Source organism: Cryobacterium sp. TMT3-29-2 (genome assembly GCF_004564305.1).
GTDB lineage: Bacteria > Actinomycetota > Actinomycetes > Actinomycetales > Microbacteriaceae > Cryobacterium > Cryobacterium sinapicolor.
Window position 1 is genome coordinate 1 of sequence record NZ_SOGK01000056.1, and the last position, 15,717, is coordinate 15,717.

At 66.5% G+C, this 15,717-nt stretch carries 16 protein-coding genes and 1 tRNA gene; 15 read left to right on the forward strand and 2 right to left on the reverse strand.

Annotation, left to right across the window (positions count from 1 at the left end; genetic code table 11):
- Positions 1-62: 62 nt before the first annotated feature.
- Entirely contained in the window at positions 63-800 is a 738-nt protein-coding gene (locus E3O67_RS06875) for a PIG-L deacetylase family protein (protein WP_166787034.1), read from the reverse strand.
- Positions 797-2,056 (reverse strand): glycosyltransferase, encoded by a 1,260-nt coding sequence (locus E3O67_RS06880; RefSeq protein ID WP_241982048.1) that lies wholly within the window; start codon positions 2,054-2,056, stop codon positions 797-799. The genes E3O67_RS06875 and E3O67_RS06880 overlap by 4 nt, the downstream gene beginning before the upstream one ends.
- A gap of 185 nt (positions 2,057-2,241) precedes the next feature.
- Here E3O67_RS06880 and E3O67_RS06885 point away from each other — a divergent pair, with 185 nt between their 5' ends.
- From E3O67_RS06885 to E3O67_RS06950, 15 genes are all read left to right on the forward strand, one after another.
- The gene (locus E3O67_RS06885) at positions 2,242-3,129 is read left to right on the forward strand and encodes a ParA family protein (protein ID WP_241979336.1); all 888 of its coding nucleotides are present in this window, start codon (positions 2,242-2,244) and stop codon (positions 3,127-3,129) included.
- Positions 3,113-3,922: a ScpA family protein gene (locus tag E3O67_RS06890; RefSeq protein WP_134431916.1), complete on the forward strand. Its 810-nt coding sequence runs from the start codon at positions 3,113-3,115 to the stop codon at positions 3,920-3,922. The genes E3O67_RS06885 and E3O67_RS06890 overlap by 17 nt, the downstream gene beginning before the upstream one ends.
- A complete protein-coding gene (locus E3O67_RS06895) occupies positions 3,912-4,517 on the forward strand; it encodes an SMC-Scp complex subunit ScpB (protein WP_134431913.1) in 606 nt (201 codons plus the stop codon). Before E3O67_RS06890 ends, E3O67_RS06895 begins: the two co-directional genes overlap by 11 nt.
- The gene (locus E3O67_RS06900; protein ID WP_134431910.1) at positions 4,514-5,311 is read left to right on the forward strand and encodes a pseudouridine synthase; all 798 of its coding nucleotides are present in this window, start codon (positions 4,514-4,516) and stop codon (positions 5,309-5,311) included. The genes E3O67_RS06895 and E3O67_RS06900 overlap by 4 nt, the downstream gene beginning before the upstream one ends.
- A 15-nt stretch (positions 5,312-5,326) precedes the next feature.
- Positions 5,327-6,409: a prephenate dehydrogenase gene (locus tag E3O67_RS06905; RefSeq protein ID WP_135102310.1), complete on the forward strand. Its 1,083-nt coding sequence runs from the start codon at positions 5,327-5,329 to the stop codon at positions 6,407-6,409.
- Positions 6,410-6,411: 2 nt separating this feature from the next.
- Positions 6,412-7,098 (forward strand): (d)CMP kinase, encoded by a 687-nt coding sequence (gene cmk / locus E3O67_RS06910; RefSeq protein ID WP_134431904.1) that lies wholly within the window; start codon positions 6,412-6,414, stop codon positions 7,096-7,098.
- The gene (der, locus tag E3O67_RS06915) at positions 7,095-8,612 is read left to right on the forward strand and encodes a ribosome biogenesis GTPase Der (RefSeq protein ID WP_134395788.1); all 1,518 of its coding nucleotides are present in this window, start codon (positions 7,095-7,097) and stop codon (positions 8,610-8,612) included. The genes cmk and der overlap by 4 nt, the downstream gene beginning before the upstream one ends.
- A gap of 143 nt (positions 8,613-8,755) precedes the next feature.
- Positions 8,756-10,138 carry a glycosyl hydrolase family 18 protein gene (locus E3O67_RS06920; RefSeq protein WP_135102311.1) on the forward strand — a complete coding sequence of 461 codons (1,383 nt, stop codon included), beginning with the start codon at positions 8,756-8,758 and terminating at the stop codon, positions 10,136-10,138.
- A gap of 210 nt (positions 10,139-10,348) precedes the next feature.
- Positions 10,349-10,425, forward strand: a tRNA-Pro gene (locus E3O67_RS06925).
- Between the two features lie 178 nt (positions 10,426-10,603).
- Positions 10,604-10,858, forward strand: coding sequence for a helix-turn-helix domain-containing protein (locus E3O67_RS06930; RefSeq protein WP_241982049.1), 255 nt, complete (start codon positions 10,604-10,606; stop codon positions 10,856-10,858).
- A gap of 6 nt (positions 10,859-10,864) precedes the next feature.
- Positions 10,865-12,052, forward strand: a complete 1,188-nt coding sequence (locus E3O67_RS06935; protein ID WP_135102312.1) for a tyrosine-type recombinase/integrase — start codon at positions 10,865-10,867, stop codon at positions 12,050-12,052.
- A gap of 1,316 nt (positions 12,053-13,368) precedes the next feature.
- Complete coding sequence (locus E3O67_RS06940) at positions 13,369-13,707, forward strand: hypothetical protein (protein WP_135102313.1); 339 nt, start codon at positions 13,369-13,371, stop codon at positions 13,705-13,707.
- 609 nt (positions 13,708-14,316) lie between these two features.
- Positions 14,317-14,850: a winged helix-turn-helix domain-containing protein gene (locus E3O67_RS17775; protein ID WP_370260304.1), complete on the forward strand. Its 534-nt coding sequence runs from the start codon at positions 14,317-14,319 to the stop codon at positions 14,848-14,850.
- Positions 14,851-15,243, forward strand: coding sequence for a restriction endonuclease (locus E3O67_RS17780; RefSeq protein ID WP_370260306.1), 393 nt, complete (start codon positions 14,851-14,853; stop codon positions 15,241-15,243).
- Positions 15,244-15,274: 31 nt separating this feature from the next.
- Positions 15,275-15,481, forward strand: coding sequence for a hypothetical protein (locus tag E3O67_RS06950; RefSeq protein WP_135102314.1), 207 nt, complete (start codon positions 15,275-15,277; stop codon positions 15,479-15,481).
- Positions 15,482-15,717 lie beyond the last annotated feature (236 nt).

Sequence of the window (15,717 nt, forward strand, 5' to 3'; positions counted from 1 at the left end):
CGAGGGCAGCGCGGGCGGGGGCGAGGGCAGCGCGGGCGGGGGCGAGGGCAGCGCGGCCGGCCTCAGAGCGGCCGCAGCCCGACCGCGGTGATGATCGGGTCGCGCTGCCCGCCGGAGTGCACGATGTGAGCACCGTCCCCGTCGACGGTGAGCTGGCTCGCATGGCAGCGCAGGGCATCCGTGACCGTGGCGAGGTGCGCCGACAGGTCGAACCACTCCGCATCATCAACCTCCGAGTGCACAACCTCGGCAAACGCGACCCCCGCCACCCGGCTCGCCGCGACAGCCGCCTCATGCATGCGCACGTGATCCGGATGCCCGTATCCGCCACCGTTGTCGTAGCTGATCACGAGGGCAGGCTCGAGCAGTCCGATCAGCGCGGCCACATCCGCGGTCACCTCGCCGAGGGGCGCCCGCACCAGGGCGTCGTCGTCGATGTCGTCGGCCGGCCCGGCCAGTCCCGGACGAATCCAGGTCATGCCCGAATCCTGATAGGCCCGCGGAGGAAGACCGGTAGCTCGCGCGGGCGGCATCCCCAGCCAGAAACGACCATCGATGCCGAGGGTCGCCGCGGCACCGGCCAGCTCCCGTTCGCGTTCCCGGGTGAGCGCATCCGTGCCCTCGAGCACCGACAGCGGCCCCGGCACGACCTCACCCTGCTCGCCGCGCGTGGCGGTCAGCAACGACACCCGGATGCCCCGGGCCACCAACTCCGCGATCAGCGCACCCGTCGCAATGGTTTCGTCATCGGGGTGGGCGTGCACGAACAGGACAGTGGAAACCCCGTGCAGCAGACTCACGCGCTGAGCAGCGAGGGCGAGGGCGAGGGCGAAGGCCGCCGACCACCGGGACGCACCAGCGACCGGTACACGGTCACGAGGCCGTCGGCCGACCGCGGCCAGTCCAGGTGCTCGGCCCGCTCGCGGGCGGCGAGCGACAGGCGCCGGGCGAACGCGGGGTTCGAGAGGATCTGAGTGAGCGCGCCGGCCCAGACCTGCGGATCGCGTGAGTCCAGCACCACGCCGGTGTCGCCGTCGAGCACCGCCTCGCGCAGCCCGCCGGCCGCGGCGGCGACGACGGGAACGCCGCTCGCGGCCGCTTCGAGCGCCACGAGCCCGTACGTTTCGGAGTGCGAGGGCACCAGCACGACGCGGGCGCCGCTCAGCAGCAGGGCCAGGTCCACGCGGGACTGCGGTCCCACGAAACGCACGCTGCGCTCGATGCCGTGCCGTGCCGCGAGGGCCCGGAGCTCGTCGATGTAGCCGTCATAGTCGGCCGACGCGTCGCCGGCGATCACGAGTTCGGGACGGATCTGCTCCGGCACGGCCGCGATCGCCTCGATGGCGAGGTCGAGTCCCTTCAGAGGCTGCAGACGCCCAGCGACGACCGCGTACCCGCGAATATCGATCGGTCCGGACAGAGATCCAGCACGGACGTCCGTGGGCCGGAACAGAATCCCGTCCACCCCCGGCAGCACGATGGAGATGCGCTCGGGCGAACCGCCGAGCCGCTGCACGATGGTGTCCGCCTCGGCCTCGCTGATGGCGACCAGGGCATCCGACTCCTGCGCCAGCCAGGCCTCGCCGGCCATACGCCCGGGGGACTCGGGGCGCTCGCCCGCCGACAGCGGCGTCGACGCGGCGGCGGCGATGCTGTGGAAGCTCTGCACGTGCGGGGTGCCCCGGCGGCGTGCGAGCGGCAGCGCCGCCATGCCCGAGAACCAGTGGTGCGAGTGGATGACGTCGTACGGACCGAGCGCATCCATCTGCACGCGGAACGCGTCGATGAACCCCTCGTGGTCGCCCTTGGGCACCGGGCGGGCCGGTCCGGCGTCGAGGAAGCGGAGCGTCACGCCCGGGCTCAGCTGCACGATCTCCGACCCGGGGGAGGAGCGGCGGGTGAGGATCTCGACGTGGTGGCCGGCGGATGCCAGAGCCTCCGCCTGGTGCCGCACGACCACGTTCATTCCGCCCGCGTCGCCCGAGCCGGGCTCGGCGCCCGGGGAGGTGTGCAGGCAAACGAGCGCGATACGGAGGGGAGTGAGTAGCTGAGGCACTCGGAAATCTTAACGCACGAGGCTGTGACCGACCCTGCTCCCAAGATGTGAGACCGCCCAGGCACCCGGAAACGCCGGATTCGCGCGGCAGACCTGCGCTTTTCGGCGATCCGTGCCGCAACATGCCCGATCCGATCGCTACAGTGGACACAGTGACAGGCGGAAGACGGATCGAGGACATCTCAGTGGCGCGCAAGCAAGATGACCGGACACGACTTGCCGGCCTAGACGAGGTACCGGTCGGTGTGACCGGTCGTCCGAAGCGCGACTTCGGCGATCCCTCCGTCCTGACCAATCACGGCCCGGCGCGAATCATCTCGCTGTGCAACCAGAAGGGCGGCGTCGGCAAGACGACGACCACCATCAACCTGGGTGCCGCCCTCGCCGGCTACGGTCGCCGCGTGCTCGCCATCGACTTCGACCCGCAGGGCGCCCTGTCCGCCGGTCTCGGTGTGCCCACCCACGACGTCACCACCATCTACGACCTGCTGCTGAGCGGCTCGGTCAGCCCGCACGACGCCATTCAGAAGACGTCGGTGCACAACCTCGACATCATCCCGGCCAACATCGACCTGTCCGCAGCGGAGGTGCACCTCGTCAACGAGGTCGCCCGCGAGCAGATCCTGGCCCGCGTGCTGCGCAAGATCTCCGGCGACTACGACGTCATCCTGATCGACTGCCAGCCGTCGCTGGGCATCCTCACCGTCAACGCGCTCACGGCCAGCCACGGCGTTCTCATCCCGCTCGAATGCGAGTTCTTCGCCCTCCGCGGTGTGGCGCTGCTGATCGAGACCATCGACAAGGTGCGCGACCGGCTCAACCCGGCCATCGAACTGGACGGCATCCTGGCGACCATGTTCGACTCCCGCACCCTGCACTCCCGCGAGGTGCTCGAGCGGGTCGTCGACGCGTTCGGCGACAGCGTGCTCGAGACGGTCATCGGCCGCACGGTGAAATTCCCCGACGCGAGCGTCGCCGGAGTTCCGATCACCGAATTCGCGCCCGAGCACGCGGCCGCCAAGGCCTACAAGCAGGCGGCGCGGGAACTGATCCAGCGTGGCGCCGTCGCCTGACCAGGCCGCACCGAAGCCGTTCTCGGTTGCCCTCGGCAACTTCGAGGGTCCGTTCGACCTGCTCCTGTCGCTGATCGGCAAGCACGAACTGGACATCACCGAGATCTCGCTGAGCCGGGTCACCGACGAGTTCATCGCCTACCTGCGCGGCCTGGACCAGGACGAAGAGCTCGACCAGGCCACCGAGTTCCTGGTCGTCGCGGCCACCCTGCTCGACCTCAAGGTCGTGGGGCTGTTGCCGCAGGGTGAGCTCGTCGACGCGGAAGACGTCGCCCTGCTCGAGGCCCGCGACCTGCTGTTCGCCCGGCTGCTGCAGTACCGCGCCTTCAAGACCGCGAGCGCCTGGTTCCAGGGCCGGCTCGACACCGAGTCCACCCGGCACGTGCGCGCGGTGCGGCTGGAGGAGAAGTTCCGCCGACAGACCCCCGAGCTGGTCTGGACCCTCTCCCTCGGCGACTTCGCCGCCCTGGCCGCCCTCGCGCTGACCCCGCGCGAGCTGCCCCGCGTGGGGCTCGACCACCTGCATGCGCCGCTGGTCAGCATCCGTGAGCAGGCTGCCTACGTGGTACGGATGCTGCGCGCCGGCGACACGCTCACGTTCCGCGAGCTGATCGTGGGCGCCGAGTTGAGGGGCGTCGTGATCGCACGCTTCCTGGCCGTGCTCGAGCTTTACCGCCTCGGCGCCCTGTCTTTCGACCAACTCGTGCCGCTCGGCGACCTCAGCCTGCACTGGAGTGCCGAGACCTGGTCCGACGACACTCTCGCCACCCTCGGAGCCGACTATGAGCAGTGACATCGCACCCGTGACGGAAAACGCAAGGCGCACGGATCCGCCCCGCCCGCCCCTCGAACGCACCCTCGAGGCCATCCTGATGGTCGCCGACGAGCCGCAGGGGCTGCTGCAGCTCGCCGCGGCGGTCGATGCCACGCTGGCGGAGGTGCGGGCATCCGTCGCCCGGCTCGTGGCCGACTTCGACGGCCTCGCCGGCACCGTGCGCCGCGGCTTCGAGCTGCGGGAGGTGGCCGGCGGTTGGCGCATCTATGTGCGGCCCGAGCACGACGTGGCCGTTGCCGATTTCGTGGTCACCCAGAACCCGAGCCGGCTCTCGCAGGCGGCCCTGGAGACCCTCGCCGTGATCGCCTACAAACAACCGATCAGCCGCGGGGCTGTAGCCTCGATTCGTGCCGTTAACGTGGATTCGGTCGTGCGCACGCTGCTCGGCCGCGGTCTGATCACCGAAGCGTTCACCGACAGTGAGACCGGTGCGATCAATTACGGCACCACAGACCTTCTGCTAGCCCAGCTCGGAATCAACTCGCTCGACGAGTTGCCCTACCTATCGCCGTTGCTCAATGACGGCGCGAACGGATTTGAGGAACTGCCATGACTAACGACAATCAGGGGATTCAGGGGACACCCACCAACCCCGAGGCCGCCGCCGACGGCGTGCGCCTGCAGAAGGTCATGGCCTCCGCCGGCGTCGCCTCCCGCCGAGTCTCCGAGGAGATGATCGCCGCCGGCCGCGTGCGCGTGAACGGCAAGGTCGTCACCGAGCTGGGCCGCCGCATCCACCCCGACTCCGACCTGATCATGGTCGACAACGTGGCCGTGCAGCTGGACACCAGCCGCCGCTACGTGATGCTGAACAAGCCCGTCGGCGTGGTCTCGTCGATGCAGGACGAGAGCGGACGCCCCGACCTGCGCGAGTTCACCGACCAGTTCGAGGAGCGCCTGTTCAACGTGGGCCGCCTCGACGCCATGACCAGCGGCCTCCTGATCCTGACCAACGACGGCGATCTCGCGCATGTGCTCGCGCATCCGTCGTTCGGAGTCTTGAAGACCTACATCGCCAAGGTCGAGGGCCGCGTGTCGGCGCAGACCATCCAGCTGCTACAGAGCGGCATCGAACTCGACGACGGCCCCATCTCCGCCGACAAGGCGCGCATCCTGACCAGCCCTCCCGGCGACGGTTTCAGCCTGGTCGAGCTCACCCTGCACTCCGGCCGCAACCGCATCGTGCGCCGCATGATGGAGGCCGTCGGTCACCCCGTCGTCGACCTCGTGCGCCGCCAGTTCGGCCCGCTGCACCTCGGCACGCTGCGCGTGGGTGCCGCGCGCGACCTGACCAAGACCGAACTCGGCCAGCTGCTCACCGTGTCTCGGGCCGAAACCAAGATCTAGGCACCGGGAGCACCTGTGGTTGAATCTCGCCTGATCGGGCCCGTGCGCGTGGTGGGCGCCGGCCTGCTCGGCACCAGCATCGGCCTGGGCCTGCGCGCGCGCGGAATCGACGTCATCCTCGCCGACGCGTCGCCGACCAACCTCAGCATCGCGGTTGACTACGGCGCCGGCCGGGCCGCCACGGCCGGTGACCTGCCGCAACTGATCGTGGTCTGCGTGCCGCCCGACGTGACGGCCGAGATCGTCGCGCGCGAACTGGCCGCCTACCCGCGGGCGATCGTGACGGATGTCGCCAGCGTCAAGCTGGCCCCGCTGCAGGAGCTCCGCGTACTGGGGGCGGACGTGTCCCGCTACATCGGCGGTCACCCGATGGCCGGCCGCGAACGCGGGGGACCCCTCGCCGGCCGCGCCGACCTCTTTGTCGGCCGCCCCTGGGTGGTGGCCGCGCACGACGCGATCAGCTACCAGCAGGCCACCGCGATCGACGATCTGATCCTCGACCTCGGCGCGATCCTGGTCGAGATGAGCCCCGAGGAGCACGACCGGGCCGTGGCGCTGATCTCCCACGTGCCGCAGGTGGTCTCCACGATCATGGCGCGCCGGTTGACGGATTCCGCCGGCTCGGCCTTGAACCTCGCCGGCCAGGGTCTGCGTGACGTGACCCGCGTCGCGGCCAGCGACCCCGAGCTGTGGGTGCAGATCCTCGGCGCGAACGCCGAACCCGTGCGGGACATCCTGCTGGCCTACCGCGTCGACCTCGACCGTTTCATCGACGCCCTCGAGGCCCCCGCCGCACCCGGCGCCCGCCGCAAGGTGGCCGAGGAACTCGCCGGAGGCAACGCCGGCGTCGCGCGCCTGCCCGGCAAGCACGGCCAGGACCGCCGTTTCGTGTCGCTCAGCGTCATGGTCGACGACGCCCCCGGGCAGCTGGCCCGCCTCCTCAACGAGATCGGCGAGGTCGGGGTCAACCTCGAGGACCTCCGCCTCGAGCACTCGCCGGGCGCCCAGCTGGGCCTGGCCGAAATTTCTGTCCTCCCTGAGGCCGTTGGTCGCCTCACCGAAGAGCTGGCCGCCCGCGGCTGGCGGATTGCTGGTTAATCATGGGTCGTCACTCAAGCCCCCACATCGTCGCCATCGACGGGCCGGCCGGCAGCGGCAAGTCCAGCGTCAGCCGCGCCGCCGCCCGGCGCATCGGCTTCGACTACCTCGACACGGGCGCCGCGTACCGGGCCTTCGCCTGGTTCGTCAGCGACCGGGGGATCGACGCGGAGAACACCGAAGCCGTCGTGGCCGCCCTGGGCGACTTCGACTACACCATCGGTATCGCCCCCGACGAGTACTTCGTGCGGGTCGGTGGGACGGATGTCACCGACGCGATCCGCGATCCCGCCGTCTCCGCGATCGTGAGCTCCGTGGCCCGCATCCCGGAGGTGCGCACTCACCTGACGGAGCTGTTCCGCACCATCGCGGCGAGCTCGAAGCGCACCGGAATCGTGATCGAGGGTCGGGACATCACCACCGTCGTGGCCCCCACCGCGGAGATCCGCATACTGCTCACGGCCTCCGAGGAGGCTAGAATGGCTAGGCGCTCTGCGGAAATACCGACCCAATCGGCTGACACCGTGGCGGAACAGCTGCGATCCAGGGATCACGCTGACTCACAGGTAGTCGAATTCATGAGCGCCGCAGACGGTGTGACCACCGTCGACTCCACCCATCTCGACTTCGAACAGACCATTGACGCGGTCCTCGACGTCATCAATACATACCGCGAGGCCATCGCATGACCAACAACAACGACTTCGACGACACGATTCCCGACCTCGACACCGAGCTGGTAACGCGCTTGGACGACCTCGACGACGACCTGGTGACGCAACGCGCCGCCGCGCTCCGCACAGGACTCAACGAGTACGACCTCGATGACGAGGACTTCGACGTTCTCGACACGGTGACGGAAGACCCCGACGCCATCCAGTACCTGCCGGCCCTGCCGGTCATCGCCATCGTCGGCCGCCCGAACGTGGGCAAATCGGCGCTCGTGAACCGCATCCTCGGCCGCCGCGAGGCCGTCGTGGAGGACACCCCAGGCGTGACCCGCGACCGCGTCACCTACAAGGGCGAATGGCACGAACGCCGCTTCAGCCTCGTCGACACCGGCGGCTGGGAACCCGACGCCAAGGGCATCGACGCATCCGTCGCCGCCCAGGCCGAGCTGGCCATCGAACTCTGCGACGTCGTCATGTTCGTCGTCGACGCCAACGTGGGCCCCACCTCCACCGACGAGGCCGTCGTGCGCCTGCTGCGCAAGGCCGGCAAGCCCGTCTTCCTCGTCGCCAACAAGGTCGACGACATCCGCCAGGAGCCGGAAGCCGCGAGCCTCTGGGCGCTCGGCCTCGGCCAGCCCTGGCCCGTCTCGGCGCTGCACGGCCGCGGCGTCGCCGACCTGCTCGACGCGATCCTCGAGGAACTCCCCGAGATCTCCGCCGTCGCCAAGCAGGAAGTCGGCGGACCCCGCCGCGTCGCGATCCTCGGCCGACCGAACGTGGGCAAGTCGAGCCTTCTGAACAAGGTCGTCGGCGAGGAGCGCGTTGTCGTCAACGAGCTCGCCGGCACCACGCGCGACCCGGTCGACGAGCAGGTTGAGCTGGGCGGCCGGGTGTGGCGCTTTGTCGACACGGCCGGCATCCGTCGCCGCGTGCATCTCTCCCAGGGTGCCGACTTCTACGCCTCGCTGCGAACCAGCGCCGCTCTCGAAAAGGCCGAGGTGGCCGTGGTCCTGATCGACGTGACCGAGGTGATCAGCGAGCAGGACGTGCGCGTGATCGACCTGGTGCTCGAATCCGGCCGCGCCCTCGTGCTGGCCTTCAACAAGTGGGACCAGATCGACGACGACCGTCGCCGCTACCTGGAACGTGAAATCGAGCAGGACCTGGCACACGTCTCCTGGGCTCCGCGGGTGAACATCTCGGCCAAGACCGGCCGCCACATGGAGAAGCTCGTTCCGGCCCTCGAGACCGCTCTCGAAGCCTGGGACACCCGCATCGCCACCGGCAAGTTCAACGCGTTCCTCGCCGAGCTGGCCGCGTCGCACCCGCACCCCGTGCGCAGCGGCAAGCAGCCCCGCATCCTGTTTGGCACCCAGGCGTCGAGCCGCCCGCCGACCTTCGTCATCTTCACCACCGGGTTCCTCGACCCGGGCTACCGCCGCTACATCCAGCGTCGCCTGCGCGAGGTCTACGGCTTCGAGGGAAGCCCGATCAACATCAGCATGCGCGTGCGCGAGAAGCGCAAGCGCTAAGCGGCACCGAAGGCCCCGAACGGGTGGGAATATCACCCCCCCGTTCGGGGCCTTTGTCGTGGGCTACATCAGAACGTAAATTTGTCAGGTCGGCCTTTCTCGCGGCCGTTCCACCTCAGTCTGCAGCCCGACGGATATTCATCATGCTCCCCGAATCACACGCCTCACCTGACCGTAAACGTCGGCCATTTTTATTGCTGATGCTGGTGCTGGTGCTCGTGGCCCTGCTCGGAGTCGGCGGCTACGTCGCATTCCAGCTGTGGGGCGGCGACCGGGCGCCCGTGGCCAACGAACCCGCGCCCGCGACCGACCAGCCGTCGACCGAGGCCTACCAGCCCTGGTTCGCCGGCTACACTGACCTCACCGCCACCCCCGTGTTCACCTTCGAGACGCCCGACTCCGAGTCGGGGCGGGACGTGGTCTTGTCGTTCATCGTGGCGGCCACAACGGATGCCTGCACGCCCACCTGGGGCACCTACTACACTCTCGACGAAGCGGTGGAGGGTCTCGACCTCGACCGGCGTCTCGCCCGGGCCGAACAGCTCGGCGGCCAGGTCATCGTCTCGTTCGGCGGGCTGCTGAATGACGAGTTGTCGACTGGATGCACTGACCCGGCCCGACTCGTCGCGGCCTACGAAGAGGTGATCGACCGCTACGGCGTGAGCACCATCGACCTCGACATCGAGGGCGGCAACCTGAGGGACACCGTCGCCGGTGAGCGCCGGGCCGCCGCGATGGCGACCCTGCAGGAGAATCGCACCGCGGCCGGCACCGACCTGGCCGTGTGGCTCACCCTGCCCGTGTCACCAGCCGGGATGACCGAGGACGGTGCGACGGCGGTCAGCCAGATGCTCGAGGCCGGCGTGGACCTGGCCGGGGTGAACCTGATGACGATGGACTACGGCGCTAGCCGGGCCAGCGGCGACAGCATGGCCGAGGCGTCGATTGCGGCGCTCCAGTCCAGTCACCGGCAGCTGGGCACGCTCTACCGGCTCGCCGGAATCGAGCTCACCGCGGCCACGCTCTGGACGAAAATCGGTGCCACGCCGATGATCGGCCAGAACGACGTGGCCGGCGAGATCTTCAGCTTGGCGGACGCCGCCCAGTTCAACGCGTTCGCGCAGGAGAACCGGATCGGACGTATGTCGGTGTGGTCGCTTAACCGCGACCAGACCTGCGGCTCGGACTACGTCGACCTCACGCGGGTCTCCAACTCCTGCAGCGGCGTGGACCAGGGCGACCAGCGTTTCTCCGATGTGCTCGCCCAGGGTTTCGACAGCCGCCCCACGAGCGCCGCGCCCATCAAGACGACGGATGAGGCCGACCAGATCGGTGACCTCACCGACGACCCGGCAACCAGCCCCTACCCGATCTGGACCGAAGGGTCTACCTACCTGGCCGACACCCAGGTGGTCTGGCACCGCAACGTCTACCAGGCCAAGTGGTGGACCCTCGGCGACCTGCCCGATGCTCCCGTGCTCAACGAGTGGGAGACCCCCTGGACACTGATCGGTCCGGTCGACTAGCGTCAGCGGTTGCGGTCCATAGCCCTGTTGTGGACGCGCGCGGAATTGCCTGAACGTCACCTGCGCGCCCCCTTTGGAGCACCCGTCGTTCGTTGAGACGCCAGGACTTTCCCTCCCCGGCCCCAGACTGTGCGCGAGGGCTCTCCGGACGCGGTAAGCTGTTCGAGTTGTCTCCTGTTGGTTCCGTCAGTCGGAATCGCTCAGGAGCGGCGGGCTGTGGCGCAGCTTGGTAGCGCACTTGACTGGGGGTCAAGGGGTCGCAGGTTCAAATCCTGTCAGCCCGACCAAATGTCCCGGAAACTCAAGGGTTTCCGGGACTTTTTTGGTTAAGAGATTTGATGTTCCCATCACTACCCCATCACTTTCAGCCCATTTCAGCCGCTCAGCCGGCCCTGTCGTGCGGGGCGCTGAGGTCGGTTTCGGTTCCTCCCGATCATCCGGGATTCTCGTGCGCACCTCTTGGATATGAGCATTCACAACGAGAACCTAACCTCTTCATCCACCGACGACTGGGGCCTGGAGCCCCTGATGGACGTTGCCGAGCTGGCGGCCTACCTGGGCATCCCGATCTCCACCGTCTACGACTGGCGGGTGCATGGCAAAGGCCCCACCGCCTACCGGTTCGGCAAACACCTCAAGTTCGCCATCTCCGATGTGCGGGCCTGGATCGCCCAACAGCGCGAACCCACCAGCGAACCCAGGCGCACCGATCGGCGGTGAGCTGAGATGCCCCGGCAACGGTTGACCATCGGCACCATCGGTGACATCACCACCCGAAAGCTGCCGTCCGGCCGATTCGCGGCCCGGACCCGTTATCGAGACTGGGACGGCCACGCGCGTCTGGTGCAGGCCAGCGGCACCACCGCCAGGGCCGCCGAACGAGCCCTGAAGGCCAAGATCGCCGACCGGGACCTGTTCCAGCCCGCCGACACGAGCTTGTCGCCGGACAGCCTGTTCCGCGACCTGGTGACCTATTGGTTGGAGGACATCGACCTGGAGGCCCGGATCTCCCGCACCACCCGGAACCTCTATGAGCGCAACATGCGCACCCTCGTCTCACCCGCCTTCGACCACCTTGCGCTGCGGGAGATCGGGGTTGCCCGCTGCGACAAGTTCATCAAGCAACTCGCGAAGATCTCCTACAACCGCGCCAAGCAGGCCCGGGTGGTGCTTCGGCTCGCCCTCGAGCTGGCGGTGCGGCACGAGGTTCTGCCGCGCAACCCGATGGACCACGTCGCTCGCCTGCACCGCGAGCCGCACATCCCCGCCGCGCTCATGGCCCCGGAGGTCAACGTAATCCGTGCGGCGATCGCCCAGTGGGAAAGCGCCGCCGACCACATCTCCGGCCCTAAGCCCGACGGCCAGCTCGGCGCCATCATCGAGGTGATGCTCGGCACCTCAGCGCGGATCGGCGAGGTCCTAGCCATCCGTCGCCGGGACGTCGACATCACCAGCCCGGTGCCCTCCATCCGCCTGGCCGGCACCATCGTCAGCCGCAAGGGGGAGAAGACCTTCCGGCAGGACCACCCCAAAACCGCCAAGTCCACCCGGGTTGTCGCCATCCCCACCTTCACCTCCGACGCGGTCCGCCGGCGGCTCGCTAAGGTCGGGAGCATGGGCCTGGATTCGTTGCTGTTCCAGTCCCGTGACGGCACCCCGCTGACCACGGCGAACGTGCGTCGACAACTGCGACTGGTGCTCGAGGGTGCGGGCATCAACGGGGTGACCCCGCACATGTTCCGCCGCACGGTCGCCACCGCGGTCAACGACAACGCCAGCATCGAACTTGCCGCAGAGTTGCTCGGCCACACCGACACCAGGGTCACGATCATGCACTACATCCAACGCAGCGAACTGGTGAACCCGGCGACCGCGGCTCTCCTCGACAGAGCATTCGCAAAAGACGAGGAATAGCGAGCCGGCGCGACCGCCGAACCCCTGTCGATTTTTCGTTCCCCTATGAGGAACCCTCTGTGAGACCTGGGTTGGCGATTCGGCGGCGACTTGAGATACGGCCGGGTTGCTTGGGTTCCGGGAGCGTGGTTGTCCAATCAGTTCCTGAAGCCGCTGCCGACAGCGGTGCACCGGATGGCAAGATGTGGTCATGGGTATGGAATGATCACGCGCTGCTTTTCCACGGGGCTCCCTGTCGCAGCATCCGCCGCACTAGTGCCCAAGGGATCGCGACCAATGTTCCGCGGACGGCGCAGAACGTGGTTCGCATCATCAAGCACTCCAGTCGTCCATTCAATCGGGGGATGTTTTTGACGAACGATAGACCGTCCGCTAGTTCCCGCAGGGACGGATTGGTGGCGTTGTCCGCGTTGGCTCAACTCGTGCTTTCTTCGGTGGCGTGGCTAATCCAAGCCGGTTCGCTTTCATTGATCATCTGGGCGGTTGTTGCCATACTCGCGCTAGTCACGTGGGTGGTGCCCGGTATCGTTGCGGCCGTACGCGCGGACCGCAAGCGTGCTTTCAAGCGCAAACATTTGAATTCACAGAGATCGGACGGAGACTTCGAAACTTGAGAGTTCCCAACACTGTTCAGCCCGATCTCGTGGCGAACCGGGCTCGAATCTGGCGGAACGTATTTTTGGCTGCCGCTGCCGCAATTGCTGCGCAGCTTTCCTTCACGTGGGGGAGAGTTGGGGTGCTCATTGTGAGCGCCATCATCGTGGCGATCCTTCTGGTCGGTGCTGTCATCTCGGAGGCCAGGCATAGACGGTTCGCAGGGCGTCAACAGGGCGACTGAAATACGCGGAGAAACCAACGGGCCTTCAGCCAGCTGTCGATAGGCCAGCCCCGATACCGCCGGCACCCCATGTTGATTTGAATGAAGACCCAGACTCAAAAGGATCGAAAGACTCCGATCGTCTAGAACGAGAGCAGCGCACTTTTGAGTATCAGTCGGCCGCGCATACCTCAGCGCCGAGCGTCTCAAGGACTATCGTCAACCGTCTGGGACCCCGCTTCCAAAGCTGCGAATGCGGCTTCGAAAATCGAATCCCCGCGCCGCTTCTCGCTGAGCGTGTGGGCATCGGATGGCTCATCGACGAGATAAGCCGCTGGAGGAGCGATCAGCACCAACCTGGCCACGCGGAGCGCGTGCCTGGCGTGTGTGCCCCGCTTCAGGAGTCAAATAGGGCGCTTCCTCATCTCAGTCCGAAGTTTGACGAGGTGATTTCTGCACGCCTTCAGGAGCCGGAGGGCTGGCTGGTATGGTCAGGCTCATGTCGGAAGTCAACCGTGTTTATCGGACCGCACCACAATTGAAATTGGTGCTGACAGCGGCGATTGTGGTCTCGGCGGTCGCTCTGGCGGTCGCCATCATGATTGCGGTCTTCGTTGACGTGCAGGGCGACTACCTCGGTGAACGATCCGAACAATCAGAGGGCTTTGACCCGAGCGTCTTTCCGCCGTGGAACGGGGCGCTGTGGCTGATCGGGAACATGTTCCCCGTCCTTTTAGGGATCCTGCTCGTCATGCTGATCGTTGCTCGCATCATCGCCGGTGCAGGGCGCGACCGCGATCGCACTATCGACAACAGCCCTCTCCTAACAAGTCCTTGAACCGACGGGTCAAACTACCCGCAAGACGGACGGTCAAGGGTAGGCCCCACTGCCCCGGGGAACAGAGTGCGTTCCACATGAAGTGTGGGGGCCTGATTCCCTTTATGCCCGCCCAAGAAAAGGAGCGGTCAGCGTGGGCCAACCGGGCACTTCGCACGAGCGACCGCTGGTGCTCAGCGGCGAGACTCGCAGCAACTTGTCGATTCGCGCACGGACTGGTCAGGAGTCGATCCCCCCGATCGACGTACACGAGTTCTTGAATCAAGGAGATTCGGCGCGCACGTAGAAAGCAGCCTCGGCCGCGCGGCGCGTGGCGACATCATCGACGACGAACTGCACGAAGTCCTCGTCGCGATCGCTGATCACGATGTCGTCAACGGCATCCGCAGGCGGTTCGCCTGGCTTGTCTCGGGCCTACGATCCATCTGAGGGCGCGGGGTTGGTCCCGAACTGAGCTCTGTAACGCAGCCAGCGTCTCGCGCCCGACCGTCGCGAGCGTCGAAGGTGGCGCAGTGTCCGCCATAAGACTCTGGCCAAATCGCAAACACGCTTTGCCATACGCTCGGGTTCGAAGCAAAGAACTACAGCGGTGAATGATGGGGGAGCCAAGTGAACGATCTGATGCCCAACTGGGAGGGCTTCATGATCCCGACGCTTCAAGTCTTGAGCGACGGGGTCGTTCGCCATTGGCGTGAGTTTCAGCCCCTGGTCGCCGATCAGGCGGCCCTGACAGACGAGCAGAGACAAGAGATGCTGCCCTCGGGTAGTCAGGTCAAGTACGAGAATCGCATCGGCTGGGGTGTCTCGTTCCTGACTAACGTCGGCGCACTCACCCGTCCCAAGCGTGGGCACTACGCCATCACCGACGCTGGCAGGCAGCTCCTCACGAGGTTCCCGAACGGTGTGAAAGAGAGCGATATTCGCATGCTCGGGAGGGACCCGCAGTCCCCGATCCGCGTGTATCAAAAGAGCGAGCGATCGACGAATGCTCTCGATCCAAATACTGTGCACGACACGGAAACGATGACCCCCACTGAACAGGTCCAGAGCGGGGTTGAACGCATCCATGAAGAAGTGGCTGTGGAGTTGCTCGAACGACTCCAGGGCAAGGAACCCGGCTTCTTCGAGCAGGCGGTTGTGTAGTTGTTGCTCGCCATGGGTTACGGAGGTACGACCGGTAGCGGCAGTGTCACGCGGCTCAGCAACGACGGCGGCATTGACGGCGTCATTGACCGAGACGTGCTTGGCCTCAGCCGCGTGTACATTCAAGCGAAGCGATACGCCGACAGTAACGTCGTCGGGCGACCCGACATCCAGGCCTTCGTGGGCGCACTTAGCGGAAAAGCAGACAGCGGAGTATTCATCACGTCCAGCCGCTTTTCAGATGGCGCCCGCGTCTACGCCGAAGGTGTTCCAACGCGCGTCATTCTGATCGACGGTAAGCGCCTCACCAGCCTGATGATTCGTTACGGGGTTGGTGTCCAGGTACGTGAGACCTATAGGGTCGTCGAGATCGACGAGGATTTCTTCGCATGATCAGTGTCTTCGAAGCCATGGGAGTGAATACATGACGGGCTCGCACAAGATCCATCTCGAAAACAACAGTGGCTTCTACCCGTGCGGCGCGACAACCCCGCGCCTCACCTCAGGCGAACCGAATGATGTGACGTGCCACCTCTGCCGCAAGAATGCAGAGTGGAAAAACGACCCCGAGAATCAGCGGCGCATCGCCGAGGGCAGTGCCTGGCTCGAATGGTACAACACCCCGGATTGACCACTCCTCGCTGGTCTGAGCGGATCGAACAAGCTCTCGGTGAGGCTGCGACAGCCAGCACCAAGAACGACTCCGAGGCGCTACAAGCCGCCGAAGAGCTCCTCATTAGGAAGATGAGGTCAACCATCTGTCAGCGACGGTTGAATACCCAGCCAGAATCGACGGTTGAAAACTAGTCCACTCGACCACGATTGGATGGGTGATCACAGTGGAAGATTGGGCGTTGATTCGTCGCC

Coding starts and splice junctions, on each gene's coding strand:
- E3O67_RS06930 (WP_241982049.1), top strand. CDS start 10,604: ATGAGCATTCACAACGAGAACCTAACCTCTTCATCCACCGACGACTGG.
- E3O67_RS06950 (WP_135102314.1), top strand. CDS start 15,275: ATGACGGGCTCGCACAAGATCCATCTCGAAAACAACAGTGGCTTCTAC.
- E3O67_RS06940 (WP_135102313.1), top strand. CDS start 13,369: ATGTCGGAAGTCAACCGTGTTTATCGGACCGCACCACAATTGAAATTG.
- cmk (WP_134431904.1), top strand. CDS start 6,412: ATGGGTCGTCACTCAAGCCCCCACATCGTCGCCATCGACGGGCCGGCC.
- E3O67_RS06900 (WP_134431910.1), top strand. CDS start 4,514: ATGACTAACGACAATCAGGGGATTCAGGGGACACCCACCAACCCCGAG.
- E3O67_RS06935 (WP_135102312.1), top strand. CDS start 10,865: ATGCCCCGGCAACGGTTGACCATCGGCACCATCGGTGACATCACCACC.
- E3O67_RS06920 (WP_135102311.1), top strand. CDS start 8,756: ATGCTCCCCGAATCACACGCCTCACCTGACCGTAAACGTCGGCCATTT.
- E3O67_RS06895 (WP_134431913.1), top strand. CDS start 3,912: ATGAGCAGTGACATCGCACCCGTGACGGAAAACGCAAGGCGCACGGAT.
- der (WP_134395788.1), top strand. CDS start 7,095: ATGACCAACAACAACGACTTCGACGACACGATTCCCGACCTCGACACC.